Annotated in this window: 26 protein-coding genes; 13 read left to right on the top strand and 13 right to left on the bottom strand. The window is 56.4% G+C overall.

Annotated elements, in window-relative coordinates; all coding sequences use genetic code 11:
• Positions 1 to 128: 128 nt before the first annotated feature.
• From RY075_RS19795 to RY075_RS19785, 3 genes are read left to right on the top strand one after another with little or no spacing between them, the layout of a single operon-like run.
• Complete coding sequence (locus RY075_RS19795; RefSeq protein WP_338627942.1) at positions 129 to 1943, top strand: DUF2264 domain-containing protein; 1815 nt, start codon at positions 129 to 131, stop codon at positions 1941 to 1943.
• 31 nt (positions 1944 to 1974) lie between these two features.
• Positions 1975 to 3240, top strand: coding sequence for an oligosaccharide MFS transporter (locus tag RY075_RS19790; protein WP_129258604.1), 1266 nt, complete (start codon positions 1975 to 1977; stop codon positions 3238 to 3240).
• Between the two features lie 28 nt (positions 3241 to 3268).
• The gene (locus RY075_RS19785) at positions 3269 to 4456 is read left to right on the top strand and encodes a glycoside hydrolase family 88 protein (protein ID WP_232967722.1); all 1188 of its coding nucleotides are present in this window, start codon (positions 3269 to 3271) and stop codon (positions 4454 to 4456) included.
• Between the two features lie 12 nt (positions 4457 to 4468).
• Here the strand turns inward: RY075_RS19785 and RY075_RS19780 are convergent, their stop codons facing one another.
• The 6 genes from RY075_RS19780 to qseB all read right to left on the bottom strand — a co-directional run bounded on the left by RY075_RS19780 (position 4469) and on the right by qseB (position 8664).
• Positions 4469 to 4996, bottom strand: a complete 528-nt coding sequence (locus RY075_RS19780) for a hypothetical protein (protein ID WP_109949020.1) — start codon at positions 4994 to 4996, stop codon at positions 4469 to 4471.
• Between the two features lie 39 nt (positions 4997 to 5035).
• Entirely contained in the window at positions 5036 to 5476 is a 441-nt protein-coding gene (gene lysM, locus RY075_RS19775; protein ID WP_003862507.1) for a peptidoglycan-binding protein LysM, read from the bottom strand.
• Between the two features lie 152 nt (positions 5477 to 5628).
• A complete protein-coding gene (locus tag RY075_RS19770) occupies positions 5629 to 5943 on the bottom strand; it encodes a putative quinol monooxygenase (protein WP_003862506.1) in 315 nt (104 codons plus the stop codon).
• A gap of 30 nt (positions 5944 to 5973) precedes the next feature.
• A complete protein-coding gene (locus RY075_RS19765; RefSeq protein WP_032607911.1) occupies positions 5974 to 6555 on the bottom strand; it encodes an NAD(P)H-dependent oxidoreductase in 582 nt (193 codons plus the stop codon).
• A 103-nt stretch (positions 6556 to 6658) separates the two neighbouring features.
• Positions 6659 to 8008: a quorum sensing histidine kinase QseC gene (qseC, locus tag RY075_RS19760; protein ID WP_338627941.1), complete on the bottom strand. Its 1350-nt coding sequence runs from the start codon at positions 8006 to 8008 to the stop codon at positions 6659 to 6661.
• Positions 8005 to 8664, bottom strand: a complete 660-nt coding sequence (gene qseB / locus RY075_RS19755; RefSeq protein ID WP_023323747.1) for a quorum sensing response regulator transcription factor QseB — start codon at positions 8662 to 8664, stop codon at positions 8005 to 8007. Before qseB ends, qseC begins: the two co-directional genes overlap by 4 nt.
• Positions 8665 to 8803: 139 nt before the next feature.
• Here qseB and RY075_RS19750 point away from each other — a divergent pair, with 139 nt between their 5' ends.
• The 5 genes from RY075_RS19750 to RY075_RS19730 all read left to right on the top strand — a co-directional run bounded on the left by RY075_RS19750 (position 8804) and on the right by RY075_RS19730 (position 16261).
• Entirely contained in the window at positions 8804 to 9205 is a 402-nt protein-coding gene (locus RY075_RS19750; RefSeq protein ID WP_003862501.1) for a NirD/YgiW/YdeI family stress tolerance protein, read from the top strand.
• A gap of 118 nt (positions 9206 to 9323) precedes the next feature.
• A complete protein-coding gene (gene parC, locus RY075_RS19745; RefSeq protein WP_047654211.1) occupies positions 9324 to 11582 on the top strand; it encodes a DNA topoisomerase IV subunit A in 2259 nt (752 codons plus the stop codon).
• Positions 11583 to 11744: 162 nt separating this feature from the next.
• Positions 11745 to 12482: a 1-acylglycerol-3-phosphate O-acyltransferase gene (plsC, locus tag RY075_RS19740; RefSeq protein WP_003862497.1), complete on the top strand. Its 738-nt coding sequence runs from the start codon at positions 11745 to 11747 to the stop codon at positions 12480 to 12482.
• A gap of 61 nt (positions 12483 to 12543) precedes the next feature.
• The gene (gene ftsP / locus RY075_RS19735; protein WP_003862496.1) at positions 12544 to 13956 is read left to right on the top strand and encodes a cell division protein FtsP; all 1413 of its coding nucleotides are present in this window, start codon (positions 12544 to 12546) and stop codon (positions 13954 to 13956) included.
• A gap of 130 nt (positions 13957 to 14086) precedes the next feature.
• Positions 14087 to 16261: a YgiQ family radical SAM protein gene (locus RY075_RS19730; RefSeq protein WP_023323746.1), complete on the top strand. Its 2175-nt coding sequence runs from the start codon at positions 14087 to 14089 to the stop codon at positions 16259 to 16261.
• 86 nt (positions 16262 to 16347) lie between these two features.
• On the opposite strand, the gene dkgA is transcribed toward RY075_RS19730, so the two are convergent.
• Together dkgA and yqhD are read right to left on the bottom strand one after the other, a co-directional pair.
• Positions 16348 to 17175 carry a 2,5-didehydrogluconate reductase DkgA gene (dkgA, locus tag RY075_RS19725; protein WP_003862493.1) on the bottom strand — a complete coding sequence of 276 codons (828 nt, stop codon included), beginning with the start codon at positions 17173 to 17175 and terminating at the stop codon, positions 16348 to 16350.
• 105 nt (positions 17176 to 17280) lie between these two features.
• Positions 17281 to 18444, bottom strand: coding sequence for an alcohol dehydrogenase (gene yqhD, locus RY075_RS19720; protein WP_302378161.1), 1164 nt, complete (start codon positions 18442 to 18444; stop codon positions 17281 to 17283).
• A 195-nt stretch (positions 18445 to 18639) separates the two neighbouring features.
• On the opposite strand from yqhD, the gene RY075_RS19715 reads away from it, so the two are divergent.
• The gene (locus RY075_RS19715; RefSeq protein ID WP_338627940.1) at positions 18640 to 19539 is read left to right on the top strand and encodes an AraC family transcriptional regulator; all 900 of its coding nucleotides are present in this window, start codon (positions 18640 to 18642) and stop codon (positions 19537 to 19539) included.
• 43 nt (positions 19540 to 19582) lie between these two features.
• Here the strand turns inward: RY075_RS19715 and yghB are convergent, their stop codons facing one another.
• Complete coding sequence (yghB, locus tag RY075_RS19710; protein ID WP_003862486.1) at positions 19583 to 20242, bottom strand: DedA family general envelope maintenance protein YghB; 660 nt, start codon at positions 20240 to 20242, stop codon at positions 19583 to 19585.
• A gap of 142 nt (positions 20243 to 20384) precedes the next feature.
• Entirely contained in the window at positions 20385 to 21572 is a 1188-nt protein-coding gene (metC, locus tag RY075_RS19705; RefSeq protein WP_003862484.1) for a cystathionine beta-lyase, read from the bottom strand.
• A gap of 251 nt (positions 21573 to 21823) precedes the next feature.
• Here metC and exbB point away from each other — a divergent pair, with 251 nt between their 5' ends.
• Together exbB and exbD are read left to right on the top strand one after the other, a co-directional pair.
• A complete protein-coding gene (gene exbB, locus RY075_RS19700; RefSeq protein WP_003862482.1) occupies positions 21824 to 22555 on the top strand; it encodes a tol-pal system-associated acyl-CoA thioesterase in 732 nt (243 codons plus the stop codon).
• A gap of 4 nt (positions 22556 to 22559) precedes the next feature.
• The gene (exbD, locus tag RY075_RS19695; RefSeq protein WP_001251472.1) at positions 22560 to 22985 is read left to right on the top strand and encodes a TonB system transport protein ExbD; all 426 of its coding nucleotides are present in this window, start codon (positions 22560 to 22562) and stop codon (positions 22983 to 22985) included.
• Between the two features lie 80 nt (positions 22986 to 23065).
• Here exbD and RY075_RS19690 read toward each other — a convergent pair whose 3' ends face one another.
• Both RY075_RS19690 and RY075_RS19685 read right to left on the bottom strand, forming a co-directional pair.
• Positions 23066 to 23491, bottom strand: a complete 426-nt coding sequence (locus RY075_RS19690) for a hypothetical protein (protein WP_003862479.1) — start codon at positions 23489 to 23491, stop codon at positions 23066 to 23068.
• Position 23492: 1 nt separating this feature from the next.
• A complete protein-coding gene (locus RY075_RS19685) occupies positions 23493 to 23897 on the bottom strand; it encodes a hypothetical protein (protein ID WP_045335726.1) in 405 nt (134 codons plus the stop codon).
• Positions 23898 to 23999: 102 nt separating this feature from the next.
• On the opposite strand from RY075_RS19685, the gene RY075_RS19680 reads away from it, so the two are divergent.
• Both RY075_RS19680 and RY075_RS19675 read left to right on the top strand, forming a co-directional pair.
• Positions 24000 to 24503: a hypothetical protein gene (locus RY075_RS19680; RefSeq protein ID WP_003862475.1), complete on the top strand. Its 504-nt coding sequence runs from the start codon at positions 24000 to 24002 to the stop codon at positions 24501 to 24503.
• Positions 24504 to 24546: 43 nt separating this feature from the next.
• Positions 24547 to 25035 (top strand): TIGR00645 family protein, encoded by a 489-nt coding sequence (locus RY075_RS19675; RefSeq protein WP_003862473.1) that lies wholly within the window; start codon positions 24547 to 24549, stop codon positions 25033 to 25035.
• A 58-nt stretch (positions 25036 to 25093) separates the two neighbouring features.
• On the opposite strand, the gene RY075_RS19670 is transcribed toward RY075_RS19675, so the two are convergent.
• Complete coding sequence (locus tag RY075_RS19670; RefSeq protein ID WP_032610129.1) at positions 25094 to 26134, bottom strand: aldo/keto reductase; 1041 nt, start codon at positions 26132 to 26134, stop codon at positions 25094 to 25096.
• Between the last annotated feature and the right edge of the window lie 17 nt (positions 26135 to 26151).

The following is a 26151-nucleotide window of genomic DNA, read 5'->3' as shown; positions in this document are numbered from 1 at the left end:
TTATAAACCACCTTTTTAAATTTTCTCAACTGGAGGTTTATTCATCGTTCATGCCTGTGACATGGCTAACATTTCTGCACCTTGCGGATTCACTATGCTTTGCCGCAGTTGATTACGAGGGCGAACCGATGTGGGCGGCAAACAAAGAAAAATCAAATCCGTTGTCTTCACGCCAGGAGGTAGTGGCGTCGTTGAATGCACTTTTACAGGCGCTGGACATGCAATTTCCGGCGAACCGTTCACGATTCCCGCTGGGCGACACCTGCGCCCATTACACAGCAGATATTGCGCAGATGGAGGGACTTTCCCGCGCGCTGTGGGGGCTGTTTCCGCTGATGGCGTCCGGCGAAAACACGCCGTTCAGCGAGAAGTACCTTACTGCCATTAAGCTTGGTACCGACCCGCAAAGCAGCGGCTACTGGGGTGAAACCGGCCCGTACGATCAGCGTCTGGTGGAGATGGCGGCCTACGGTCTGGGGCTCGCTCTGCTGGGAGATAAACTCACCGCGCACTTTACCGGTCGCGAGGTGATGAACCTGCACGCGTGGCTCAACCAAATCACCGACGCGCAGATGCCGGACAGCAACTGGAACTATTTTGCCATTATGGTTCAGCTAGGCTTTAAGCGCGCCGGCCTGTCGTACGATCAGGCCGCCATTGACCACCGCTTTGCGCTGATGGACGCCTACTACCTCGGCGACGGCTGGTATTCCGACGGTCCCGGCCGCCCGAAAGATTACTACATCTCCATGGCTTTCCATTTCTACGGCCTGATTTACGCCACCCTGAGTGACGACGAGGCGAGGGCGAATGTGCTGCGCGAGCGCTCGCGCCTCTTCGCGGAAGACTTTATCTACTGGTCCGCCGCCGATGGCGCCTCGGTGCCGTTTGGCCGCAGCCTAACCTACCGCTTTGCCATGGTTGCCTTCTGGAGCGCGGTGGCTTTTTCCCAGCTGGACGTCTTCACCCCGGGCATCGTGAAAGGCATTGTGCTGCGGCATCTGCGCTGGTGGCAGCAGCAGTCGATTGTCGATCGCGACCGCATTCTCACCCTGGGGTTTGCGTATCCGAACCTGGCGATGTGCGAGGATTACAACTCCCCCGGTTCACCGTACTGGGCGCTGAAAACCTATCTGATCCTGGCGCTGCCGGAAGCACACCCGTTCTGGCAGGCGGAAGAACAACCGCTGCCCGCGCTTGATGAAAAACATGTGATCCCGCATGCGCAGCAGATCCTGATGCATTCGAAAGATTCGCAGCACGTCGTCATGCTCACCGCCGGTCAGCTGGAACTGAACAACTACGTCAACACCGAAGCGAAATACACCAAATTTGCCTACTCCAGCCGCTTCGGATTCACCCTTGAGCGCGGGCGTTTTGGCCTGAAGCATGCCGCCTGCGATTCCATGCTGCTGCTGGCGGACGGAGATGACTATTTCCGCGGTCGTCGCGAGTGCGAAGAGGTTCGGGTGGATGAAAATTACATTTTCTCGCGCTGGTCGCCGTGGCGCGACGTGCAGATTGCGACCTGGCAGATCCCGTTCGGGGAGTGGCACCTGCGCCTGCACCGTATCAACAGCACGCGCACTCTGCAAACCGTCGAGGGCGGCTTTGCGGTGATGAAAACCGCCCACCAGGTGCGCGAACGCGGTTGTTATCTGTTGGCTGAAAACGGCAGCAGCGTCATTGTCGATCTTTCGCCGATCATTCAGCGCCAGCCAGACAGCATCGTCACGCCGCCGAACAGCAGCATTATGTTTGCGGAGTGCGCCTCCATTCCGCTGTTAAAAGCTGACCTCCCGCAAGGGGAAAGCTGGCTCTGTTGCGCCGTCCTGGCTGGCGGAAGACAGCCTGCTGCGGCGACGCCACAGCTGAATATAACCCATAACCAGGTCGTTATTAGCGAACCCGGAAGCGAACGTAAGCTGTCGTTCACATTATAAAAATCTGGCCCTACACCCCGGCGAGGATGATATGAAAAGCACATCGACAACCAACAGAACTGAATATTACAAAATCAGCAGCTTTATCTTTCTCTATTTCTTTACCTGGTCTGCCAGTATTGGTCTGCTGGCGATCTGGCTCGGTCAGAAAGCCAACCTGAGCGGATCGGTGATTGGAACCGTCTTTGCGGTGAACGGGATATTCTCCGTTATTCTCAAGCCGATCTACGGCTATATTCTCGATAAGATCGGCATGAGCAAATATCTGCTCTATTTTGTGGTGATCATGTCGGCCCTGATGGCGCCATTCTTTATGTATGTTTACCAGCCGCTGTTAATGTCTAATACCCTGCTCGGGATTATTATCGGCGCGCTCTATTTAAGCTTTGCCTGGTACGCGGGCGTGGCGGCGTGTGAATCCTATTCCGACCGCTTTAGCCGCTTAAACGGCATGGAGTTCGGGCAGATCCGTATGTGGGGATCGCTCGGCTGGGCGGTGGCGTCATCTTTCTCCGGCCTGCTGTTCAACCTCTCACCGGCGTATAACTTTATTCTCGGCAGCGTGGCGTCAGTGGTGATGCTGATTGTCCTGCTGAGCCTGAAAGTGAACACTAACTCCGCTCACGCAGGCGAGGTGCTGACGAAAGAGAAAATCGCCCCGTCAGACGTTTACGCCCTGCTGCGAAACCGCAAATTCTGGGCCTTCTGCCTGTACGTGGCGGGCGTGGCGTGGATGATGTTTATCGCCGAGCAGCAGTTCTCGCGCTATTTCGTCACCTTCTTCGACGATATTCACCAGGGCAACGCGGTATTCGGTTATCTCGGGACCGTGCAGTCGGGCATGGAGTTTGTCATGTATATGGTGATCCCGCTGTTTGTGAACTTTATTGGCGCCAAACGCGGGCTATTAATTGTCGGGCTGGTGGTTGGGGCGCGTCTGATTATTTCCGGCATGTGTGATTCACACCTGTTAATTTCAGTGCTTAAGCCGCTGTACGGTCTGGAAATTTGTCTCCTGCTGGTGTCGGTATTTAAATATATCGCCGAGCATTTCGACAAGCGCGTCAATGCCACCATGTATTTACTCGGCTATCAGGCGATGCTCTACGTTGGCAACGTGGTGGTCTCTTCCCCTGCCGGCTATATGTATGACCGTATTGGCTTTGAGCACACCTATATCATCATGGGCGCAACGGCGCTGACCTTTACCCTTATTTCTGCTTTTACGTTATCCGCCTGTCAGAGCAAATGGCGCGGGGCTCGTGCGCTGAACGTAGCAGAAACGTCAACACGATAAATTACGCCGTCAAAGAAGGAACCGAAATATGTTAAGTCGTATCAAAGAAGAACGTCTGCCTGTTATCGCTGCGCCCGTTGACTCCCGCGCATTCAGCGATGAACTGAATTCGGCGCGCAGCCACGTTCTGGACCTGATTAGCCGTCATTTAACGGAGTTCGGCGACAAATTCCCGGCGGAAACCTGCCAGAACGGTTTTTATCCGCTGACTGACAACGTGGAGTGGACCACCAGCTTCTGGACCGGGCAGCTGTGGCTGGCGTGGGAGATGAGCGGCGAGGAAAAATTCCGTGCGATGGCGGAAAAACACGTGCGCTCGTTTGGCCTGCGCATCGCCGGGCGCAACGACACCAATACCCACGATTTAGGCTTCCTTTACACGCTCTCCTGCGTAGCCACGTGGCGGCTGACCGGAAACCGCGAGGCGCGCGGCTTCTCGCTGCTGGCGGCGGAAGCCCTGCTGGAACGCTTCCACGAGAAGGCGAAGATCATCCAGGCGTGGGGCGATCTCTCCGATCCGGAGCAGGCCGGGCGAATGATCATCGACTGCAACATGAACCTGCCGCTGCTCTACTGGGCAACGGAGCAGACGGGCGATCCGCGCTTTGCCGACGCCGCAAAAGCGCACGTCATGCAGGCGGCGACGTATCTCATTCGTGACGATGCCTCCACCTTCCACACCTACTATATGGATGTGGCAACCGGCGCACCGCGCTACGGCAACACCCAGCAGGGCTACGCCGACGACTCCTGCTGGTCGCGCGGGCAGGCGTGGGGCATTTACGGTTTCCTGCTGAGCTATATCTATACCGGCGACGAAACGATGATCGCTCTGTCAAAACGGCTGGCGAACTACTTCCTCAATCGCCTGCCGGAAGACTACGTCTGCCACTGGGATCTGGCGCTGGTGGGCACCGACGCGCTGCGTGACTCTTCCTCGGCGGCGATTGCGGTATGTGGGCTGCTGGAGCTGGTAAAACACCTGCCGGTCACGGATCCGGATCGCGAACGTTACCTCGAATGGGCGAAAGGGATTATGTCCACGCTGACAAAGCACTATCTGATGGGCAAAGAAGAGAAGGGCAACGGGCTGCTTAAGCACTCGGTGTATCACCTGGCGAGCAATAAAGGCGTGGATGAGTGCGCGAGCTGGGGCGATTACTTCTACGTCGAGGCGCTGGTGCGCTTCACCCAGAGCTGGAAGCTGTACTGGTAACGGGCAGCGGTATCACCACCCAAGCACCTCTTTAATGGCGCGTCGGTAGGGCGTATCAAGCTGGGCAGGCACGCGGCAAATATAGTCCCGCGCATGGCTGCGGGTCTGTCCGCTGAGGCTGTCGAGATAAGCGATGGCCTCGTCCACGGCAGGAACCCTGCCTTCCTGCGACGCGCTTCTCGGCGGAAGCCCGGTCCAGATGAGCGCCTCAATTCCTCTCTCCCTCGCCCATGTCGAGATCGCTCCCGCGTTGCGTCCGGCTATCAGCAGCGAGCCGATACCATCGCAACGATCGTCAGGAATGGCCTCCCGCTCGCGCAGGGCCTGAGTGGCCACGCTCAGCGAAGTGGCATTCAGCCATGCCCAAAGCACCGGCACGGCAGGGGCATTCATACAGATGGCGGTCGCCAGTTCACCGCCATCACTGACCCGACAGAACTCGACGGGCAAAGAAGGCCCGTCGGTTTGCCACTCACCGGCTACCGGTAGCGCGCCGCTTTTCCAGATTAACGAGCCCCAGCCAAGACAAGCGATTTTCATGCTGTTCCTCTGCGCGACGTGAACCAATAGCCTCAGACGTTATGCCTTAGGAATACGCAGCGTCTGGCCGGGATAAATTTTATCCGGGCTGGAGAGCATCGGGCGGTTCGCCTCAAAGATCTTGTTGTACTGATTGGCATCGCCGTACACGGTTTTAGAGATGGCGCTCAGGGTATCGCCGGATTTCACCGTATAGTAGGTTGCTTCATCTTTGGCGTCTGTCGCGGTGATATTGTTCTCCACCTCGCTGACGCCCGCGATGTTGCCGACGGCGACCTGGATTTTTTCTTTCTGCTCCTGCGTTAGCCCGTCGCCCGTTACGCTGGCTTTGCCGTCGGTGACGTTAACCTGAACTTTATCGGAACCGGGAATGTTGAGTTTCTTGAGGTGCTCGGTGATTTTGTCGCTCTGACCCTTATGATCGGTCAGGTTGTCCCAGAGCTTTTCGCCTGCTTCTTTCACGAAGTTAAAAAGACCCATTCCATCCTCCTGTTAAACATGAAGTCAGAATAAGCATAGCAGTTGAGCGGTAAGGTGATAAAAAAAGCCCGGTGGCGTTAACGCTTACCGGGCCTGCGGGGGAAAGTTGTAGGCCGGGTAAACGTAGTGCCACCCGGCAAATTTCACAGAACTTAAACCCCTTGCTCCAGAATACGGATGTGGGTTTCCAGAACGTCCCCTTTCACTGCGTCGCTCCACGCTTTCATATGCGCGGTCTGCAAATGGGCTTCAAGGTGTGCGACGGTTTCCCACTGCTCCACCATGATGATGGAGTCTGGCGCGGTCGCCTGGAAGCTTGCGCTGGTGGCGGCGTCTACCATCGGCGCGTAGCCGTGGCAGCCTTCTTCTTTCAGAACGGTCGGGATGATCTTCGCGAACTCATCCAGTACTGCCTGGCGGTGATGTTGGCCAGGACGCGTACGGATTTCAGCAATAACGGTAAGCATAATTAACTCCTTCTAATTCCAGGCTACCAGTTAAGCAAAAATTTCCGCGAGATGCTTGCGATATTCTGCGATATAGCGCGGGACGTCCGGCATTTTAATTACGTCGTTGACGATAAAGGTCGGCAGCGGCTCCATTCCCAGGAACTGATTCGCCTTGTGGAACGGCAGATACGCGCCGTCTACGCCCACGCCTTCGAAGAACTGATCTTTCTCGGTGAAGGCTTCCAGCGGCGCGTTCCAGGTCAGGGAGAGCATATATTTTTTGCCCTGAATCAGACCGCCAGAACCGTATTTTTTAGACGCATCTGAACGGGTGCGGCCGTCGCTGGCATACAGCGAACCGTGACCTTCGGTAAACACATCGTCCATGTATTTTTTCACGGTCCACGGTGCGCCCATCCACCAGCCCGGCATCTGCCAGATCACCACGTCGGCCCACAGGAAGTTCTGCACTTCGGCCTTCACGTCGTAATCGCTGTCCGCGCGCACGACCTTAACATCATGTCCGGCGTCGCGCAGGAAACCATCCGCGACCTCGGTCAGGGTGTCATTGAGCTGGCCTTTAGAGTGCGCAAATTCTTTCGCGCCGTTGATAATCAGAATGTTGCTCATTATTTGTCCTCGATGATGAGAGTATGCCGGGTATTCTACGCGCGAGGACGGAGCGGAAAAATAAGCAAAATGTGCAAAGTCTTTTGCGCTCAGCGCAATAATCTTACCAGCTGACGGTCACCGCAAAACCCCCTTCCGGCGCATTGCCCAGCGAGACGCGCATCCCGTGCAACGCCGCGATACGCTTGACGATAGACAACCCCAGACCGCTGCCAGTGGCGTCCTGGCCCGGTGGACGATAAAAGCGCTCGCCGAGACGCGTCAGCGCATCGGTTGAAATGCCCGGGCCGTTGTCGCACACGGTAAAGCTTTGGGTGTTCAGCGTCACGTCCACCACGCTGCCGCGCTGGCTGTAACGAACGGCGTTGTCCAGCAGGTTTCGCGCCAGCAGACTCAGCAGTAGCGGCTGTCCGTGACGCATCACCTCGGGCGCATTAACGTTGAGCCGAACATCAATGCCCGCCTGCTGCGCCGGATGCCAGATATCCAGCACCGCAGATTGCAGCAAATCGGCCATCATCACGGGTTCGACGTCATCAAGATTATCCAGTGAATCCAGGCGCGACAGGGTGAGAAGCTGATCCACCAGCCGGGAGGCGCGGTCGATGCCTGCGTGCAATTGCCCCAGCGCTTTAGACTGCGCCCCGGGATCGTCAAGGGAAAGCTGCGCCACGTCGGTTTGCACCTTCAGCGCGGCCAGCGGGCTGCGCAACTCATGGGCGGCATCCGAGGTGAAGCGACGCTCGCGGGCCATCATCTCCTGCGTACGGGCAAACAGATGGTTAAGCGCATCAAGCAGGGGACGAACCTCCGTCGGCACGCCGTGGGTGGGCAGCGTATCGGTCGCATCCGGCGAGCGCGAGCGCAGGGTCTGCGCCAGGTTTTTCAACGGCTTCAGCTCCCGGCTCAGCAGGACAATCAGCAACAGCAGCATCACGGGCAGCGCCACCAGCCACGGCGTCAGCTGCGAGCTGACCACGTCCAGCGCCATATCCTGTCGGTACTCCCACTCCTGGCCAACCACCACGCGGTATTTCCCGTCAGGAGAAGTCAGCCACAGGAAACGCCATTCGTCGTTGTCATCCTGCAACCGACCGTCATCAAACCCGTCCCGGCGGTAGAGGTAAGGTATGTCGCGCCCGTTTTCGCCGTCGTTAAGCACCATGCTGCCGTCGGCGGTGAAGATTGCGAAGGCCAGCGCGTCGTCGTCAAGATGGCCGTGTTTCGCTTTTTTCGGCACCTCGCGCATACGCTCCGGCGCGCGGAGTTCGTCCACGTCCATCGTCAGCAGCCGTTTGGCAAACAGCATCTGCTGGGTATCGAACAGCTTATCGAGCTTGTCGGTCGTCTGGTGCCAGGCGACCACGCTTGCGGCAAACCAGGCCGCCAGGGAAAGCAGCAAAAAGAGGAGCGTCAGGCGCAGCTTCAGGCTCAGGCGTTGGGTCAGTTTCATGCGTCACCCAGGGTATAACCGATGCCGTGCACGGTGCGGATAAAGTCGCTGCCGAGCTTGCGGCGTAAATGATGAACGTGGACTTCGACAGCGTTGCTGGAGACGTCATCATCCCAGTTGTAGAGCTTCTCCTCGATGGCCTTGCGCGGCAGCACGCGGCCCGCGTTGCGCATCAGCAGTTCCAGCAGGGCGAACTCTTTGGGTTTGAGCACCAGCGTTTCGCCCTCCAGCGTGGCGACAAGGCTTGCCGGATCGAGCGTGACCTTGCCGTGACGCAGCTCGCTGCGCGCCTGCCCGTGGCTGCGGCGTACCAGCGCTTCCAGACGGGCCGCCACTTCAATCAGCGCGAACGGCTTACACAGGTAATCATCCGCCCCCAGGCGTAACCCTTCGACGCGCTGATTCAGCGCATCCCGCGCGGTCAGGATCAGCACCGGTTCGCTCTTTCCGCTTTCGCGCCAGGCGCGCAGGATCTCAAGCCCGTCGATTTCCGGCAGCGTCAGATCAAGCACCACGGCATCATACGGCGCGGTGTACAGGGCCGCCTGCCCGGTTTTCCCGTCGGTAAACCAGTCCACGTTAAAGCCCATTTTGCTTAAGCCCGCTTTGATGCCGTCGCCAATGAGCTTGTCGTCTTCTACCAGTAAAATGCGCATATTTCCTCCTTGATGCCGTCAGTAAACCTTTTGCAAGCGCCTGCTGTACAGTAAAAATAAATAAATTTTCCCCTTAAGAAGTTGTTAAGGTTTACCCTGTTTAATGGATTGTGAAACGACATTAAAGGGAGAGATAAAGATGAAAAAATTCGCTGCAATTGCTGCCATCATGATGATGACCACGGCCCCTGTCTTTGCTGCACAGGGTGGCTTCTCTGGCCCATCTGCGACACAGAATCAGACGCAAACCCAGCAGGGTGGCTTTGTCGATAACAACGCCAACCTCACCACCGCGGCTAAAGTGAAAGACCTGAAGGACGATGCCTGGGTGAAGCTGCGCGGGAACATTACCGAGCGCCTGTCCGATGACCGTTACACCTTCCGCGATGAAAGCGGCACGGTGGTGGTGGAGATCGACCACAAGCGCTGGAACGGCGTGACGGTGACGCCCCAGGATAAAGTCGAACTCCAGGGTAAAATCGATAAAGACTGGAACGAGTTTGAAATCGACGTGAAGCAGGTTATCAAGCTGAACAAATAACCCGGAAAGGGCCGCATGAGCGGCCCTTTTTCTTTGTGACTCAACTCGCCAGATGAGGTAGTATCTGCGGCAATATTGCCTGAAACCCATCGGTTTCTGAGTTGAGGAATCACACGTAATGAGCGATATGGCAGAGCGCCTCGCGCTACATGAATTCACGGAAAACGCCTACCTGAACTACTCCATGTACGTCATCATGGACAGGGCGTTGCCGTTTATCGGGGATGGCCTGAAGCCCGTTCAGCGCCGCATCGTCTATGCGATGTCCGAACTGGGGCTGAACGCTACCGCCAAGTTCAAGAAATCCGCCCGTACCGTCGGCGACGTGCTGGGTAAATACCATCCGCACGGCGACAGCGCCTGCTATGAAGCGATGGTGCTGATGGCCCAGCCGTTCTCTTATCGCTATCCGTTGGTGGATGGCCAGGGGAACTGGGGGGCGCCGGACGATCCGAAATCCTTCGCGGCAATGCGTTATACCGAATCTCGCCTGTCTAAATATGCCGAAGTGCTGTTGGGCGAGCTGGGGCAGGGCACGGTCGACTGGGTGCCAAACTTCGACGGTACGATGCAGGAGCCGAAAATGCTGCCTGCGCGTCTGCCGAACATCCTGCTGAACGGCACGACCGGTATCGCCGTGGGCATGGCGACGGACATTCCGCCGCACAACCTGCGTGAAGTGGCAAAAGCGGCCATCACCCTGATTGAGCAGCCAAAAACCTCGCTGGACGATCTGCTGGATATCGTGCAGGGGCCGGACTATCCGACCGAAGCCGAGATCATCACCTCGCGTGCGGAAATCCGCAAAATCTACCAGAACGGTCGCGGCTCCGTGCGCATGCGCGCGGTGTGGAATAAAGAGGATGGTGCCGTGGTGATCACCGCGCTGCCGCACCAGGTGTCGGGTGCCAAAGTGCTGGAACAGATCGCCACCCAGATGCGCAATAAAAAGCTGCCGATGGTGGACGACCTGCGCGACGAATCGGACCACGAAAACCCGACCCGTCTGGTGATCGTGCCGCGCTCTAACCGCGTGGACATGGAGCAGGTGATGAACCACCTGTTCGCCACTACCGATCTGGAAAAAAGCTACCGCATCAACCTGAACATGATTGGTCTGGACGGTCGTCCGGCGGTGAAAAACCTGCTGGAGATCCTCACCGAATGGCTGGCCTTCCGCCGCGATACGGTGCGCCGCCGTCTGAACCATCGCCTGGAAAAAGTGCTTAAGCGCCTGCATATCCTCGAAGGTTTGCTGGTGGCGTTCCTCAACATTGACGAAGTGATCGAGATCATTCGTACCGAGGACGAACCTAAGCCTGCCCTGATGTCGCGCTTTGGCATCAGCGAAACCCAGGCCGAAGCGATCCTCGAACTGAAATTGCGCCATCTCGCCAGACTGGAAGAGATGAAGATCCGCGGCGAGCAGAACGAACTGGAAAAAGAGCGCGATCAGCTTCAGGCGATTCTGGCGTCCGAGCGCAAGATGAACACCCTGCTTAAGAAAGAGTTGCAGGCCGATGCCGACGCCTTTGGCGACGACCGACGTTCTCCGCTGCACGAGCGCGAAGAGGCGAAGGCGATGAACGAGCACGACATGCTGCCGTCCGAGCCGGTGACCATTGTGCTTTCCCAGAGCGGCTGGGTGCGTAGCGCCAAAGGCCACGATATCGACGCGCCGGGTCTGAGCTACAAATCCGGTGATAGCTTCAAGGCGGCGGTGAAGGGCAAGAGCAACCAGCCGGTGGCGTTTATCGACTCCACGGGCCGCAGCTACGCCATTGACCCGATCACGCTGCCGTCTGCGCGCGGCCAGGGCGAACCGCTAACCGGTAAGCTGACGCTGCCGCCGGGTGCCACGGTTGAGCATATGCTGATGGAAGCCGACGATCAAAAACTGCTGATGGCGTCTGATGCGGGCTACGGCTTTATCTGTACCTTCAACGATCTGGTGTCGCGTAACCGTGCCGGTAAAGCGCTGATTAGCCTGCCGGATAACGCACACGTCATGCCGCCGCTGATCATCGAGAACGAAAGCGACATGCTGCTGGCGATCACCGCTGCCGGACGTATGCTGATGTTCCCGGTCAGCGATTTGCCAGAGCTGTCGAAAGGCAAGGGCAACAAGATCATCAGTATCCCGTCAGCGGAAGCGGCAAAAGGCGAAGATAGCCTCGCGCATCTCTTCCTGCTGCCGCCGCAGAGCACGCTGACCATTCATGTCGGCAAGCGTAAAATCAAACTGCGTCCGGAAGAGTTGCAGAAGGTGGTGGGTGAGCGCGGACGTCGCGGCTCACTGATGCGCGGCCTCCAGCGAATCGACCGCGTGGAGATTGACTCGCCGGCGCGCAGCAAAGCGGACGACAGCGAAGAGTAACCTGTTTCATCCCCCTCTTTCCGGAGGGGGAATTACCATAAAATTTCCCGTAAAAACGTTGTTAATTCGTGCGTTGCGATTAACAATACGCGCTCGTAATAAAGTCCTTACCTGGCCACAGGTGAAGTATAATTGTCAGCTGTCAGGGCTTCAGAGGTCGCTATGCTATACATTGTTCGTCTCATTCTTACCGTTATTTATTGCATTCTGGTCTGTATTTTCGGATCGATTTATTGCCTGTTCAGCCCGCGTAACCCAAAGCATGTCGCGACGTTTGGCCACATGTTTGGTCGTCTTGCGCCGCTGTTTGGCCTGAAGGTTGAAAAGCGTCTGCCTGAAGGGGCGGAGAATTTCGGTAACGCCATCTATATCGCTAACCATCAGAACAACTACGATATGGTGACGGCCTCAAATATTGTTCTTCCGCCGACCGTAACCGTGGGCAAAAAAAGCCTGCTGTGGATCCCCTTTTTCGGCCAGCTGTACTGGCTCACCGGTAACTTGCTGATTGACCGCAACAACCGCGCCAAAGCGCATGGCACTATTGCGGAAGTGGTGGATCAGTTTAAAAAGCGCCGGATTTCCATCTGGATGTTCCCGGAAGGGACGCGCAGCCGTGGTCGCGGCCTGCTGCCGTTCAAGACCGGCGCGTTTCATGCTGCAATTGCGGCTGGCGTTCCAATTATTCCCGTGTGTGTTTCCAATACATCGAATAAGATTAATCTTAACCGTCTGAATAACGGACTGGTCATTGTCGAAATGCTGCCGCCGGTAGATACCTCTAAATACGGTAAAGACCAGGTGCGCGAGCTGGCCACGCACTGCCGCGAGCTGATGGCTCAGCATATTGCGCAGCTCGATAAAGAAGTTGCAGAGCGAGAAGCCGCCGGTAAGATTTAACCCGGTGTCGTGTAAGGGAAAACGAATTCCCGCGTTGTTAGTCGTTTCAGATGGAGCTTATATGTCACTCAGTCGGCGTCAGTTTATTCAGGCTTCGGGTATCGCCCTTTGTGCGGGTGCGATACCGCGGACAGCCAGCGCCGCCGGGCAGCAACAGCCGCTGCCTATTCCGCCGTTGATTGAATCCCGTCGCGGGCAGCCGCTATTCCTCACGCTTCAGCGTAGCCACTGGTCCTTTACCCAGGGAACGCGCGCGCAGGTATGGGGCATTAACGGACGCTACCTCGGGCCGACCATTCGCGTGTGGAATGGCGATGACGTTAAGCTCATCTACAGTAACCGTACGACGGAAAATGTCGCGATGACCGTCAGTGGTTTGCAGGTGCCGGGGCCGCTGATTGGCGGCGCGGCACGCATGATGTCGCCGAATGCCGACTGGGCGCCCGTCCTCCCGATTCGTCAGAGCGCGGCGACATTGTGGTATCACGCCAATACCCCGAACCGCACCGCCCAGCAGGTCTACAACGGCCTGGCCGGAATGTGGCTGATTGAAGATGAGGTCAGTAAAACGCTGCCGATCCCGAATCACTACGGCGTCGATGATTTCCCGATCATTATTCAGGATAAGCGACTGGATAACTTTGGTACCCCGGAGTACAGCGAGCCGGGCAGCGGTGGCTTTGTGGGCGATACGCTGCTGGTTAACGGCGCGCAAAGCCCGTATGTCGAAGTGTCTCGTGGCTGGGTGCGCCTGCGTCTGCTTAATGCCTCTAACTCGCGCCGCTACCAGTTGCAGATGAGCGACGGCCGCGCGTTGCACGTGATTTCAGGCGATCAGGGGTTATTACCTGCGCCGGTGTCGGTGAAGCAGCTGGCGCTGGCGCCAGGCGAACGTCGTGAAATCCTCGTGGATATGACCAACGGGGATGAAGTGTCCGTGACCTGCGGCGAAGCGGCAAGCATTGTTGACCGTATTCGCGGCTTCTTTGAACCGTCGAGCGTGCTGGTCTCCACGCTGGTGCTGACGCTGCGCCCGACCGGCCTGTTGCCGCTGGTGACCGACAGCCTGCCGATGCGCCTGCTGCCGCAGGAAATTGTGACCGGCCCGGCAGTACGCAGTCGCGATATCAGCCTTGGCGACGATCCGGGCATCAACGGCGCGCTGTGGGACGTAAACCGTATTGATATCACCGCCCAGCAGGGAACCTGGGAGCGCTGGACCGTCCGCTCGGAGATGCCGCAGTCGTTCCATATTGAAGGGGTGTCATTCCTGATCCGCAACGTCAACGGGGCGATGCCGTTCCCGGAAGACAGGGGCTGGAAAGATACCGTCTGGGTGGATGGCCAGGTCGAACTGCTCGTCTACTATGGCCAGCCTTCCTGGCCGCACTTCCCGTTCCTGTTCCACAGCCAGACCCTGGAGATGATGGACAGGGGATCGGTAGGGCAGATGCTGGTGAATCCGGCACCGTAAAACACTTTCTCCCTCTCCCTGTGGGAGAGGGTTGGGGTGAGGGCAACAGCCCGCACAATACCCCTTCATTTCCCCCGGTAAACCAGCGTATAATCCCGCTCCTTTTGTCTATTTTTTCTTCGGAAACATTATGAGCGCTATTTCCCTGATCCAGCCGGATCGCGACCTCTTCTCCTGGCCCCAGTACTGGGCAGCCTGCTTTGGACCGGCGCCGTTCCTGCCGATGTCCCGGGAAGAGATGGATCAACTGGGCTGGGACAGCTGCGATATCATTCTGGTGACGGGCGATGCGTATGTCGATCACCCGAGCTTTGGCATGGCGATCTGTGGCCGTATGCTTGAAGCCCAGGGCTTCCGCGTGGGGATCATCTCCCAGCCTGACTGGAACAGCAAAGACGACTTTATGCGTCTGGGCAAGCCGAACCTGTTCTTCGGCGTGACCGCAGGCAACATGGACTCCATGATCAACCGCTACACCGCCGACCGTAAGCTGCGCCATGACGACGCTTATACGGCTGACAACGTGGCGGGTAAACGTCCCGACCGCGCGACCCTCGTCTACACCCAGCGATGCAAAGAAGCATGGAAAGACGTGCCGGTGATCCTGGGCGGCATCGAAGCGAGCCTGCGCCGTACCGCACACTATGACTACTGGTCCGACACCGTACGCCGTTCGGTGCTGGTGGATTCGAAAGCCGACATGCTGATCTTCGGTAACGGTGAGCGTCCGCTGGTAGAGGTGGCACACCGTCTGGCTCAGGGCGAAGCGGTCAGCGAGATCCGCGACGTGCGCAACACCGCGATCATGGTGAAAGAGGCGCTGCCGGGCTGGAGCGGGGTGGATTCCCGCATTATCGATATGCCGGGCAAAATCGATCCTATCCCGCATCCGTACGGTGACGATTTGCCGTGCGCGGATAACAAACCGGTTGAGCCGAAAAAAGCGGAAGCAAAGGCCGTGGTGGTGCAGCCGCCGCGTCCGAAGCCGTGGGAAAAAACCTATGTGCTGCTGCCGTCCTACGAAAAAGTAAAAAGCGATAAAGTACTCTACGCCCACGCGTCGCGCATCTTACACCATGAAACCAACCCTGGCTGCGCGCGAGCGCTGATGCAAAAGCACGGCGAGCGCTATATCTGGGTTAACCCGCCGGCGATCCCGCTCTCTACCGAAGAGATGGACAGCGTGTTTGCTCTGCCGTACAAGCGTGTACCGCATCCGTCATATGGCAGCAGCCGCATTCCGGCGTACGAGATGATTCGTTTCTCGATCAACATCATGCGCGGCTGCTTCGGCGGGTGCTCCTTCTGTTCAATCACCGAACACGAAGGCCGTATTATTCAGAGCCGTTCCGAAGAGTCGATTGTTAACGAGATCGAAGCCATTCGCGACACGGTGCCGGGCTTTACCGGTGTGATCTCCGATCTGGGTGGTCCAACGGCCAACATGTACATGCTGCGCTGTAAATCGCCGCGCGCCGAGCAGACCTGCCGTCGTCTCTCCTGCGTTTATCCGAGCATTTGCGAGCATATGGACACCAACCACGAGCCGACGATCAACCTTTACCGTCGCGCCCGTGACCTGAAAGGCATCAAGAAGATCCTGATCGCCTCCGGCGTGCGTTACGACATTGCGGTGGAAGATCCGCGCTACATCAAAGAGCTGGCGACGCACCACGTTGGCGGTTATCTGAAGATCGCCCCGGAGCACACCGAAGAAGGCCCGCTGTCCAAAATGATGAAGCCGGGCATGGGCAGCTATGACCGCTTTAAACAGCTGTTTGATACCTATTCAAAACAGGCGGGGAAAGAGCAGTATCTGATCCCATACTTCATCTCCGCACACCCCGGCACCCGTGATGAAGACATGGTGAACCTGGCGCTGTGGCTGAAGCAGCGTCGATTCCGTCTGGATCAGGTGCAGAACTTCTACCCGTCGCCGCTCGCCAACTCGACGACCATGTATTACACCGGCAAAAACCCGCTGAGTAAGATTGGTTATAAGAGCGAAGACGTGGTGGTGCCGAAAGGGGATAAACAGCGCCGTCTGCATAAAGCGCTGCTGCGCTATCACGATCCGAAAAACTGGCCGCTGATCCGTCAGGCGCTGGAAGAGATGGGGAAAAAGCACCTGATCGGCTCGCGTCGTGATTGCCTGGTGCCTGCGCCAACGCTGGAAGAGATGCGCGAAGCGCGCCGCCAGAACCGCAACACGCGCCCGGCGCTGACCAAACATACCCCGATTGCGCATCAGCGTTCGAATGGTGTTGCGGGAACGAAGAAGAACGTAAAACGTAAGACCGGTTAAACCTGTAACAATGCCCGGTGGCGCTGCGCTTACCGGGTCTACAGGTCTAACCCTCTCCCCGCCGGGGAGAGGGCAGGGTGAGGGGATTACCCGCCAAACTGATCCGGGTCCGGCCCAAGCCGCTTGCCCTGATCCAGCTTCGCAATTTCACCCAGCTCGTCTTTATCCAGGCGGAAATCCCAGACGTCGAAGTTCTCGGCGATACGCGATGGCGTGACCGATTTCGGGATCACCACCAGACCGCTATCCAGATGCCAGCGAATGACGATCTGCGCCGGGGTTTTACCGTACTTATCCGCCAGTTCACGGATGATTTTCTGGTCAAACACCCCTTCGCCGCCCTGGGCCAGCGGGCTCCAGGATTCGGTCTGGATCTTGTGCGTGGCGTTCCATGAATGAAGCTGGCGCTGCTGCATCAGCGGGTGCAGCTCAATCTGGTTAATCACCGGCGCGACGCCCGTTTCATCAATCAGGCGTTGCAGATGATGAACCTGGAAATTACAGACGCCGATGCTTTTTATCAGCCCCTCTTTTTGCAGTTCAATCATCCCTTTCCAGGCATCAACGTAATGGTCGATAGCCGGTACCGGCCAGTGCATGAGATAAAGATCGACGAAATCGAGCTGGAGTTTCTCCAGACTCTCCTGCAACGCTTCGCGGGGACGCTTTTGATCGTCGTTCCACAGCTTGGTGGTGATGAAAAGCTCATCCCGGGGAACGCCGGCGCTGGCAAGCGCTTTTCCCACGCCGTCCTCGTTTTTATAGGCGGCGGCGGTATCGATGGACCGATAGCCGACTTCCAGGGCTTTATGAATGGCGGAGACGACCTCGTCGTTACCGGCTTTCCATACACCTAGCCCCAGCTGGGGCATCACGTTGCCGTCCTGTAGCTTGATTACGGTTTGGTTTGCCATTTTTCCTCCTTCAGGTGCTCATCGCCGGAGGGAACCTCCGACGATGTGATGTGCATTAAGTCTGGACGAAATGTCAAAAAACGAAAGTCAGGATCCTAAAAACGCTTAGCGTGCCGCTTCGTAAATACGACGGCTGACGTCAAGGGTGATGTCGCCATGCTCGCCGATCTGCGTCATACCGTGTGCTTCCAGTTTCGCCAGCAGGGCAGGGATGGAGCTGCCGTCCAGGCCGTAGCCAGAGAGACGCGTTGGCACGCTCAGGCTTTCAAAGAAGTGACGGGTGGCTTCAATCGCGGCATCGATACGCGCATCGTCGGAACCGTCGGTGATGTTCCACACGCGTTCGGCGTACTGGAGCAGTTTGGCGCGTTTAGCGTCACGTTTTTCGTTCCACAGCGCAGGCAGAACCACCGCCAGCGTCTGGGCGTGATCCAGGCCGTGCATCGCCGTCAGCTCGTGGCCGAGCATGTGGGTAGCCCAGTCCTGCGGCACGCCTGCGCCGATCAGGCCGTTCAGCGCCTGGGTGGCTGCCCACATCACGTTGGCACGCACGTCGTAGTTTTCAGGCTCTTTCAGCGCTTTCGGACCTTCTTCAATCAGCGTCAGCAGAATGCCTTCCGCGAAACGATCCTGAATTTTGGCGTTTACCGGGTAAGTAACGTACTGCTCAACGGTGTGAACAAAGGCGTCGACCACGCCGTTCGCCACCTGACGCGCAGGCAGGGTATAGGTGTAAACCGGATCGAGGATCGCGAACACGGGCTGAACGTGTTCGTTCATAAAGGCCTGCTTGTCACCGGTGGTTTTACGGGAGATGACCGCGCCTTTGTTGGACTCTGATCCGGTGGCCGGCAGCGTCAGCACGGAGCCCATCGGGATCGCACTGCTGATGTCGCTGCCGCCCGTTTCCAGAATATGCCACGGGTCGATGCCGTCAGCATAATGGGCCGCCGCCGCGATGAATTTGGTGCCGTCCAGCACGGAACCTCCGCCCACCGCCAGCAGGAAGGTGATCTGCTCCTCGCTGGCGATTTTTACCGCGTTCATCAGTGTTTCATAAGACGGGTTAGGCTCGATACCGCCGAACTCGCGCACGTCCAGACCTTCCAGAGCGCTGTACACCTGATCCAGTACGCCGGTTTTTTTCACGCTGCCGCCGCCGTAGGTAATCAGGACGCGGGCGTCCGTCGGGATTTGCGCGCGCAGGTCAGCGATAGCGTTTTTACCAAACAGAATGCGGGTTGGGGTATGAAGATTAAAGTTGTTCATGGCTTGTTCCCTGTAGTGGGTAAAAAATCGTGGTGGCGCAGAAGGCAACCTGATGCTGCTCATTGTGGCGGGCAGGCGCTATCCTCTCAATGCACATTCCTGCCGATGTCTTGCCCATTTCTACAGCGCGCTGGAGAAACGGTAAGAAAATGCGCACACTGTCAGCGTCGGAAACCGTACCCGGAGTAACTGAAAATGAACCGTGATGCCATCTGCCGCCAGCTAACGTCGCAGATTAAAACACTGATTGATAACGGAAATGATTCGGCTGAGCTGTTGCCGGATATTCGATTGCTCTACGGTACCCAGCCCGGCACGCGCACCCCGGTGATGTATCAGCCCGGCATCGTGTTTCTCTTTTCTGGCCATAAGATTGGCTATATCAATGAGCGCGTGTTCCGTTACGACACCAATGAATATCTGCTTCTGACAGTACCTTTACCCTTCGAATGTGAAACTTTCGCGACAGAGGAGGTGCCGCTGGCCGGGATCCGCGTCAACGTCGACATCCTCCAGTTGCAGGAGCTGCTGATGGATATTGGGGAGGACGAACTTTTCCGGCCGTCGATGGCGGCAAGCGGTATCAACTCCGCGACCCTATCGGAGGAAATTCTCTGCGCGATTGAACGCCTGTTAGACGTGATGGAAAGGCCGCTGGATGTGCGTATTCTCGGGAAGCAGATTATCCGCGAAATTCTTTACCATGTGCTGCTCGGGCCGGGCGGCGGGGCGCTGCTGGCGCTGGTAAGCCGCCAGACGCACTTTAGCCTGATTAGCCGCGTGCTGAAGCGCATTGAGAGCCAGTACACGGAAAACCTCAGCGTTGACCAGCTGGCGGCGGAAGCCAACATGAGCGTCTCGGCGTTTCACCATAACTTTAAATCCGTCACCAGCACGTCGCCGTTGCAGTATCTCAAAACCTACCGTCTGCATAAGGCGCGCATGCTGATGATCCACGACGGCATGAAGGCCAGCGCCGCGGCGATGCGGGTTGGGTATGAAAGCGCCTCGCAGTTTAGTCGGGAGTTTAAGCGCTACTTCGGCGTCACGCCGGGGGAAGATGCGTCGCGCATCAGAACGATGCAGGGCGCTTAGGCTTTTGATTCTCTCCCCGCGGGAAGAGAATCAGGATGGGGTATCAGGCGCTGCAATACTTCTTCTTAATCACCACCGCGATTGTGCCGACCAGGCCCGCAACCAGCAGGAAGATCGGCAGCACCATCAGGAACGTCATCACCTGGTCTTCATGGCGCTTAACAAACGGGATCATGTTCAGCGCGTAGCCGAGCGTGGTGACCACGCCCACCCAGAGCAGAGCGCTCAGCCAGTTGAAGAACTGGAAGCGGCGGTTAGGGAGGCCTGAAATACCCGCCATGGTAGGCAACAGGGTGCGAACAAACGCCAGAAAACGCCCGGCAAGTAACGCCAGCAGGCCGTGGCGGTCAAACATGCAGGTGGCGCGCTGGTGATATTTATGCGGCAGCTGTGCCAGCCAGCCTTTCACCACGCGGGTGTTTCCAAGCCAGCGCCCTTGCAGGTAGCTCAGCCAACAGCCGAGACTGGCCGCAGAAGTGAGGATCACCATTGTCGGTGCGAAGTCCATCACGCCCTTGCCGATTAACGCCCCTGCGAGCAGGAGCAGGCTGTCGCCGGGTAAAAATGAGGCTGGCAGTAGTCCATTCTCCAGAAACAGCGTCGCGAACATCACGAAATAGACAATCCCGACGACATGCGGGTCCGCCAGCGCGGCAAAATCGTGTTGCCAGAGCGCCGTGATGATATTTTGAATAACAGCCATGGACTTTCCTGTGGAACAGCAGATATAACGCTATTGTACTCCCAATTTTGCCTGTCGGGGTTGATCGCAGGCGCATCTCATACAGACTTTTCTGCTTGCGGTGTTCAGAATTGCGTCCGGGGAGTACATTTCAGTCAGCACTTTACACGATGCGCTCAAATCCTGCCGATAAATCCGCAATTAAATCGTCCACATTTTCCAGCCCGATATGCAGGCGGATTAAGGTCCCTTCGAAGTCCACCTCGCCGCCCGGGCGCAGGGCCGCAATCTGCTCCGGCTGGTTGGGCAGGATCAGCGATTCAAACCCACCCCATGAATAGGCCATGCTGAAGAGGGTAAAGTTATCCAGATAGCTTGCCAGTTCGGCGTCATTCAGGCGCTTTTTAAGTACAAATGAGAACAACCCGCTGCTGCCCGTAAAGTCACGTTGCCAGTATTCATGGCCTTTGCTGCCCGGCAGCGCCGGATGGTTAACGCGCTCCACCTGCGGATGCAGCGCCAGCCACTGTGCAATTTGCAGGCTGCTTTCGTGATGCTGACGCAGACGCACGCCGAGCGTACGGATGCCCCGGCTGGTCATGTAGGCGGTATCGGCATCCACCATCTGGCCCATCAGGTAGGCGTTTTCACGCAATTGATCCCAGCAACGGGCGTTAGATACCGCCGTACCGATCATGCCGTCGGAATGGCCAATCAGGTATTTGGTCGCCGCCTGAATGGAGATATCGATGTCAAATTCCAGGGCTTTAAACAGCACACCTGCCGCCCAGGTGTTGTCGATCATGATGATCGCTTCCGGCGCTATGCTGCGCACCGCCTTCACGATGGCCGGGACGTCATGCACTTCCATGGTGATGGAGCCGGGAGATTCCAGGAACACAACGCGCGTGTTGGGCTGAATAAGCCCGGCAATACCGGCCCCAATCAGCGGATCGAACCAGCTGGTGGTGACGCCGAGCTTGCTGAGTATTTTGGTGCAGAAGTCCTGGCTTGGCTCGTAAGCGGTATTGGTCATCAGGACGTGGTCACCCTGTTCCACAAACGCCAGAATGGTATTGGCGACCGCCGCCGCGCCGCACGGGAACAGCGCGCAGCCCGCGCCGCCCTCCAGTTCGCACATGGCTTCCTGCAACGAGAAATGGGTTAACGTGCCACGACGACCGTAAAACAGCCCGCCCTTCGCGCGATTACGCGTAGCGATTTTTTTATCTTCAACGGTATCAAACACCAGCGAGGAGGCGCGCTGGATCACACTGTTGACCGAGCCCTGAGTGTATTTCTTACTGCGTCCTGCCTGCACCAGCGTGGTCTCAAGCTGCTTTTTAGTCATGTTCGCTAACCCTATTTTTATACGTCTGGACGTCCAGACTACCACGATTGTCAGAATGTGCATCCGGATGCTTATCGAATAAGCAGAAAATATTATCAAAAATTCGCATAAGAAATTTTTACTGCGTAAGCGCAAGGAAAGTGAGCGAAAATTACGGCACTATGTAAATACTAATGAGAACTACTATCAATTCGACGACGTTTTGATATTATTACGTTCAGATTTTGTGATTTGCGTCCTGGAGATACAGAGTGGGTAATAATTTGATGCAGACGGATCTCTCCGTTTGGGGCATGTATCAACATGCTGACATCGTAGTTAAGATTGTGATGATCGGCCTGATTCTGGCGTCCGTGATCACCTGGGCTATCTTCTTCAGCAAGAGCGCCGAACTTCTTTCACAAAAACGCCGCCTCAAGCGTGAGCAGAAGCAGCTGGCGGAAGCCCGTTCTCTGGATCAGGCTTCTGATATCACCTCATCCTTCCATGCGAAAAGCCTGACTACCCTGTTAGTGAACGAAGCGCAGAACGAGCTGGAACTCTCCGCAGGCAGTGAAGATAACGAAGGCATTAAAGAGCGTACCGGCTTCCGTCTGGAGCGTCGCGTTGCGGCCGTGGGTCGTCATATGGGCCGCGGTAACGGCTACCTGGCGACTATCGGCGCTATCTCCCCGTTCGTCGGCCTGTTCGGTACCGTCTGGGGCATCATGAACAGCTTTATCGGTATCGCCCAGACGCAGACCACTAACCTTGCGGTCGTCGCGCCGGGTATCGCAGAAGCGCTGCTGGCAACGGCTATCGGTCTGGTTGCCGCTATCCCGGCGGTTGTTATCTATAACATCTTCGCGCGCATGATTGGCAGTTACAAAGCCACACTGGGTGACGTTGCCGCGCAGGTTCTGCTGCTGCAAAGCCGCGATCTGGACCTGAACGCCAGCGCCGTTAAACCGGTTCATGCGGCGTCCAAACTGCGCGTAGGTTGATTGTATGGCAATGCGTCTTAATGAAAATCTGGACGATAACGGTGAAATGCATGAGATCAACGTGACGCCGTTTATCGACGTCATGCTGGTTCTGCTGATTATCTTTATGGTTGCCGCACCGCTGGCGACGGTGGACGTGAAGGTGAATCTGCCTGCGTCCTCCAGCCAGCCGCAGCCGCGTCCGGAAAAGCCTATCTACCTGTCCGTGAAGGCCGATAAGTCCATGTTCCTGGGCAACGATCCGGTAACGGATGCCTCGGTTATTCCGGCGCTGGACCAGCTCACCGGCGGCAAGAAAGACACCACCGTCTTCTTCCGCGCGGATAAAACCGTCGATTATGAAACCATGATGAAGGTAATGGACACGCTGCATCAGGCGGGATACCTGAAGATTGGTCTGGTCGGCGAAGAGAAAGCGGCCGCGAAGTAAAACGAAGGCTCTTGCAGCCTTGCCTGCCGGGTGGCGGCGTCGCCTTACCCGGCCTGCATTCCGCAACAATCATTGTTGTCTCACTCTGAAGGCGCCGTCGGCGCCTCTTCATCAAGCGCCACACAGGTCACGTTTGATGTACGGTAATTGCCTTCCGAGAGTTTACGGGTCAGGCGCAGGGTGGCTGTCTCGCGTGCCAGCAGGTACTGATAGTTCGCCTCCAGTCGCCCGAGGATCTTCTCTTTAAGCTCAGGACGCTGTTCAATAATGGCGTTCATCACCGCGCCGTATATCTCCTCCTTGGCCTGCAAGGCGTAAATCTCCCGACGGTTCTGCCATTTCAGGCGTACCAGCGTGGCCGGAATCGAAACCAAATCCTGCGTAATTCGCGTCATCTCGTCATTTTTTATCTTTTTCAGGGCGTCGAGATTCTGCTTTAAGATAAATTCATCGCTTTTTTTATCATCTAAAGTCAAATAAACGTTATTACCGCTATCATCATTCACGTTAATCTTCCCCCAGGTTATAAAAAATGGGATTGTTTTTTTCACGCGTAATTAAATTAAGCCAAATTTCATTGCCGGCTTCATTTATTTGCTGCGTTTTCTCGACCATTATTTGACTTAGCGTCTGGGCGTCTATTTCCCCTTCGGCCTGTAAATCATTCAGCAGATGAACTAAGGCTTCAATCTTGATCGCGCGAAATAAACGCTCTTTTAAATGGCGATCGTGCTCTTCCAGCACCATATTACGGGATTTGCCAGTGCGTGAAACACCAATTAATATGTCGGCTTCATAGTCGGAGAGTTTTCTTTTTCCTTGAGTGAAATTCGCCTCTTTATCTGCTTCCGTCGAAGGCTGTTCCACAGGCGTAATGTGGTACTTTGCCGGGACAAGATTGTCGGGCAGCATTTTAATTTCCTTTAATTTCAAAAGGGTGGGGTTGGAAAAAGGGTGAGATTCGTTGACAATATCATGAGGCAATTTTAAAATCAAAAAAAATGGAGCCTACCCATGAACAGCATTTTCTTCACGGTCATAACGTTACTATTACTGACCGCTGGCGTGCTTTTATTGATGCAAGAGTTCAATAAAACGAAAGTGTCAAAAGACGTCAGTGAACCGCCGCAGCCTGAATTGATGTCGAAAGAGGAGGGGGAAGATCATTTCTCCGTATTGATGAACGCCGTGACACCGGTCTGGTACTGGCGAGTAAATCACGAATATATCGATTTCCTCCATGCGACAATTAAGCGAATGAAAATGGCCGAAATTAATGATACGCCCGGCCTGTTCGACGCGCAGCGCCGCTGTAGCGACCTTAATTCGGCGGTTTATAAATATTACGACAATATCAAAAAGCGCTGTCTGAATGGCGAGAAGGTGTCGTACTCCGATTTAGATGTATTAAATCTGCGCCAGTGTTTTCGCGAGTTTAGCCTGGAAGCCTACCCGGAACTGGTCGCGCTGGTCTGGCCGGAGTATGCGCGTCCGGATGTAGATCCCAACGAGGTATAGTTGAGATATACTCAGCGCTGGTTTCGTTTGCAGACAGGATTTTATGGAACGCTTCTTTGAAAACGCAATGTATGCCTCTCGCTGGCTGCTCGCACCCGTCTATTTTGGTCTCTCCCTGGCGCTGGTCGCCCTGACGATTAAGTTCTTTCAGGAGATATTCCACGTCCTGCCAAACATTTTCTCCGTGGCAGAAGCCGATTTGATTCTGGTTCTACTGTCGCTGGTAGATATGACGTTGGTGGGAGGATTACTGGTGATGGTGATGTTCTCCGGTTATGAGAATTTCGTCTCTCAGCTTGATATCGCCGAGCACAAAGAAAAGCTCAGCTGGCTGGGGAAAATGGACGCCTCATCGCTGAAGAATAAAGTCGCGGCGTCGATTGTTGCAATTTCGTCGATTCACCTGTTACGCGTCTTTATGGACGCGAAAAACGTCCCGGATAATAAGCTGATGTGGTATGTGATTATCCACCTGACGTTTGTGCTGTCGGCGTTTGTGATGGGGTATCTGGATAAGATCAGTAAGAAATAAATTCACCACGCCCCCTCTCCCTGTGGGAGAGGGGGCGTGGTAAGGGCAGCAGGCCGCACTATTTATCCGACGACGCCTGCCACAAATTCAGCTCACCATCCGCAACGTGCTGGTCAATCCGCATCAGTTCATCTTCGCTAAAGCGCAGGTTATTCAGCGCCTGAACGTTCTCTTCCAGCTGCTCCGGGCGGCTCGCGCCAATCAGTACCGACGTTACACGCTCATCTTTCAACAACCAGCTTAGCGCCATCTGCGCCATCGTCTGCCCGCGCGCGTGCGCCATCTCGTTCAGCAGACGAAGGCTGCTCAGGTTGGCTTCCGTCAGCATTTTCTCCGTCAGGCCGCGCACTTTTTTCCCTTCGCGCTGCATACGTGAACCGTCCGGAATGCCGTTCAGGTATTTTCCGGTGAGCAGGCCCTGTGCCAGCGGGGTAAAGGCGATACAGCCCGTTCCGTTTTTCTCCAGCGCGTCCAGCAGGCCGGTCTTGTCGACCCAGCGGTTAAGCAGGTTGTAAGACGGCTGGTGGATCAAAAGCGGGATCTTCCACTCGCGCAGCAATTTGGTCATCGCCGCCGTGCGTTCCGTGGAGTAAGACGAAATGCCGACATACAGCGCTTTTCCGCTCTGCACCGCGTGTGCCAGCGCGGCGGCGGTCTCTTCCATCGGCGTGTTTTCGTCTACGCGGTGAGAATAGAAAATATCCACATACTCCACACCCATGCGGTTCAGGCTCTGGTCGAGGCTGGCGAGCAGGTACTTACGTGAACCGCCCGAACCATACGGTCCTGGCCACATGTCGTAGCCCGCTTTGGTGGAGATGATCAGCTCGTCACGATACCCGGCAAAATCCTCCCGCAGCAGACGGCCAAAATTCTCTTCAGCGCTGCCCGGAGGGGGGCCGTAGTTGTTGGCAAGATCAAAGTGGGTAATGCCGAGATCGAAGGCCTTACGCAGCAGCGCGCGCTGGGAATCGAGCGGCTGAACGTGACCGAAGCTGTGCCACAGGCCCAGCGACAGTGCCGGTAAGCGCAGGCCGCTTTTGCCGCAGTATCGGTACTGCATGTTTTCGTATCGGCCGGTGTAAGGGTGCCAGGACATGATGTCTCCTTTCTTGT

It is taken from the genome of Enterobacter sp. JJBC, from assembly GCF_036936505.1.
Classification (GTDB): Bacteria; Pseudomonadota; Gammaproteobacteria; order Enterobacterales; family Enterobacteriaceae; genus Enterobacter; species Enterobacter hormaechei_C.
The sequence above is the reverse complement of the archived record's forward strand: the minus strand, read 5'-3'. Positions and strand labels throughout refer to the sequence as shown.

What these genes read in the sequence shown, in the direction of transcription:
- RY075_RS19780 (WP_109949020.1), bottom strand. Translation starts at nt 4,996, where the DNA reads ATGAAAATCGCTTGTCTTGGCTGGGGCTCGTTAATCTGGAAAAGCGGC.
- yqhD (WP_302378161.1), bottom strand. Translation starts at nt 18,444, where the DNA reads ATGAACAACTTTAATCTTCATACCCCAACCCGCATTCTGTTTGGTAAA.
- dkgA (WP_003862493.1), bottom strand. Translation starts at nt 17,175, where the DNA reads ATGGCAAACCAAACCGTAATCAAGCTACAGGACGGCAACGTGATGCCC.
- parC (WP_047654211.1), top strand. Translation starts at nt 9,324, where the DNA reads ATGAGCGATATGGCAGAGCGCCTCGCGCTACATGAATTCACGGAAAAC.
- exbD (WP_001251472.1), top strand. Translation starts at nt 22,560, where the DNA reads ATGGCAATGCGTCTTAATGAAAATCTGGACGATAACGGTGAAATGCAT.
- RY075_RS19750 (WP_003862501.1), top strand. Translation starts at nt 8,804, where the DNA reads ATGAAAAAATTCGCTGCAATTGCTGCCATCATGATGATGACCACGGCC.
- qseB (WP_023323747.1), bottom strand. Translation starts at nt 8,664, where the DNA reads ATGCGCATTTTACTGGTAGAAGACGACAAGCTCATTGGCGACGGCATC.
- RY075_RS19790 (WP_129258604.1), top strand. Translation starts at nt 1,975, where the DNA reads ATGAAAAGCACATCGACAACCAACAGAACTGAATATTACAAAATCAGC.
- RY075_RS19770 (WP_003862506.1), bottom strand. Translation starts at nt 5,943, where the DNA reads ATGCTTACCGTTATTGCTGAAATCCGTACGCGTCCTGGCCAACATCAC.
- metC (WP_003862484.1), bottom strand. Translation starts at nt 21,572, where the DNA reads ATGACTAAAAAGCAGCTTGAGACCACGCTGGTGCAGGCAGGACGCAGT.
- RY075_RS19795 (WP_338627942.1), top strand. Translation starts at nt 129, where the DNA reads ATGTGGGCGGCAAACAAAGAAAAATCAAATCCGTTGTCTTCACGCCAG.
- RY075_RS19730 (WP_023323746.1), top strand. Translation starts at nt 14,087, where the DNA reads ATGAGCGCTATTTCCCTGATCCAGCCGGATCGCGACCTCTTCTCCTGG.
- qseC (WP_338627941.1), bottom strand. Translation starts at nt 8,008, where the DNA reads ATGAAACTGACCCAACGCCTGAGCCTGAAGCTGCGCCTGACGCTCCTC.
- RY075_RS19715 (WP_338627940.1), top strand. Translation starts at nt 18,640, where the DNA reads ATGAACCGTGATGCCATCTGCCGCCAGCTAACGTCGCAGATTAAAACA.
- lysM (WP_003862507.1), bottom strand. Translation starts at nt 5,476, where the DNA reads ATGGGTCTTTTTAACTTCGTGAAAGAAGCAGGCGAAAAGCTCTGGGAC.
- plsC (WP_003862497.1), top strand. Translation starts at nt 11,745, where the DNA reads ATGCTATACATTGTTCGTCTCATTCTTACCGTTATTTATTGCATTCTG.
- RY075_RS19765 (WP_032607911.1), bottom strand. Translation starts at nt 6,555, where the DNA reads ATGAGCAACATTCTGATTATCAACGGCGCGAAAGAATTTGCGCACTCT.
- RY075_RS19685 (WP_045335726.1), bottom strand. Translation starts at nt 23,897, where the DNA reads ATGCTGCCCGACAATCTTGTCCCGGCAAAGTACCACATTACGCCTGTG.
- yghB (WP_003862486.1), bottom strand. Translation starts at nt 20,242, where the DNA reads ATGGCTGTTATTCAAAATATCATCACGGCGCTCTGGCAACACGATTTT.
- RY075_RS19785 (WP_232967722.1), top strand. Translation starts at nt 3,269, where the DNA reads ATGTTAAGTCGTATCAAAGAAGAACGTCTGCCTGTTATCGCTGCGCCC.
- RY075_RS19680 (WP_003862475.1), top strand. Translation starts at nt 24,000, where the DNA reads ATGAACAGCATTTTCTTCACGGTCATAACGTTACTATTACTGACCGCT.
- ftsP (WP_003862496.1), top strand. Translation starts at nt 12,544, where the DNA reads ATGTCACTCAGTCGGCGTCAGTTTATTCAGGCTTCGGGTATCGCCCTT.
- RY075_RS19670 (WP_032610129.1), bottom strand. Translation starts at nt 26,134, where the DNA reads ATGTCCTGGCACCCTTACACCGGCCGATACGAAAACATGCAGTACCGA.
- RY075_RS19675 (WP_003862473.1), top strand. Translation starts at nt 24,547, where the DNA reads ATGGAACGCTTCTTTGAAAACGCAATGTATGCCTCTCGCTGGCTGCTC.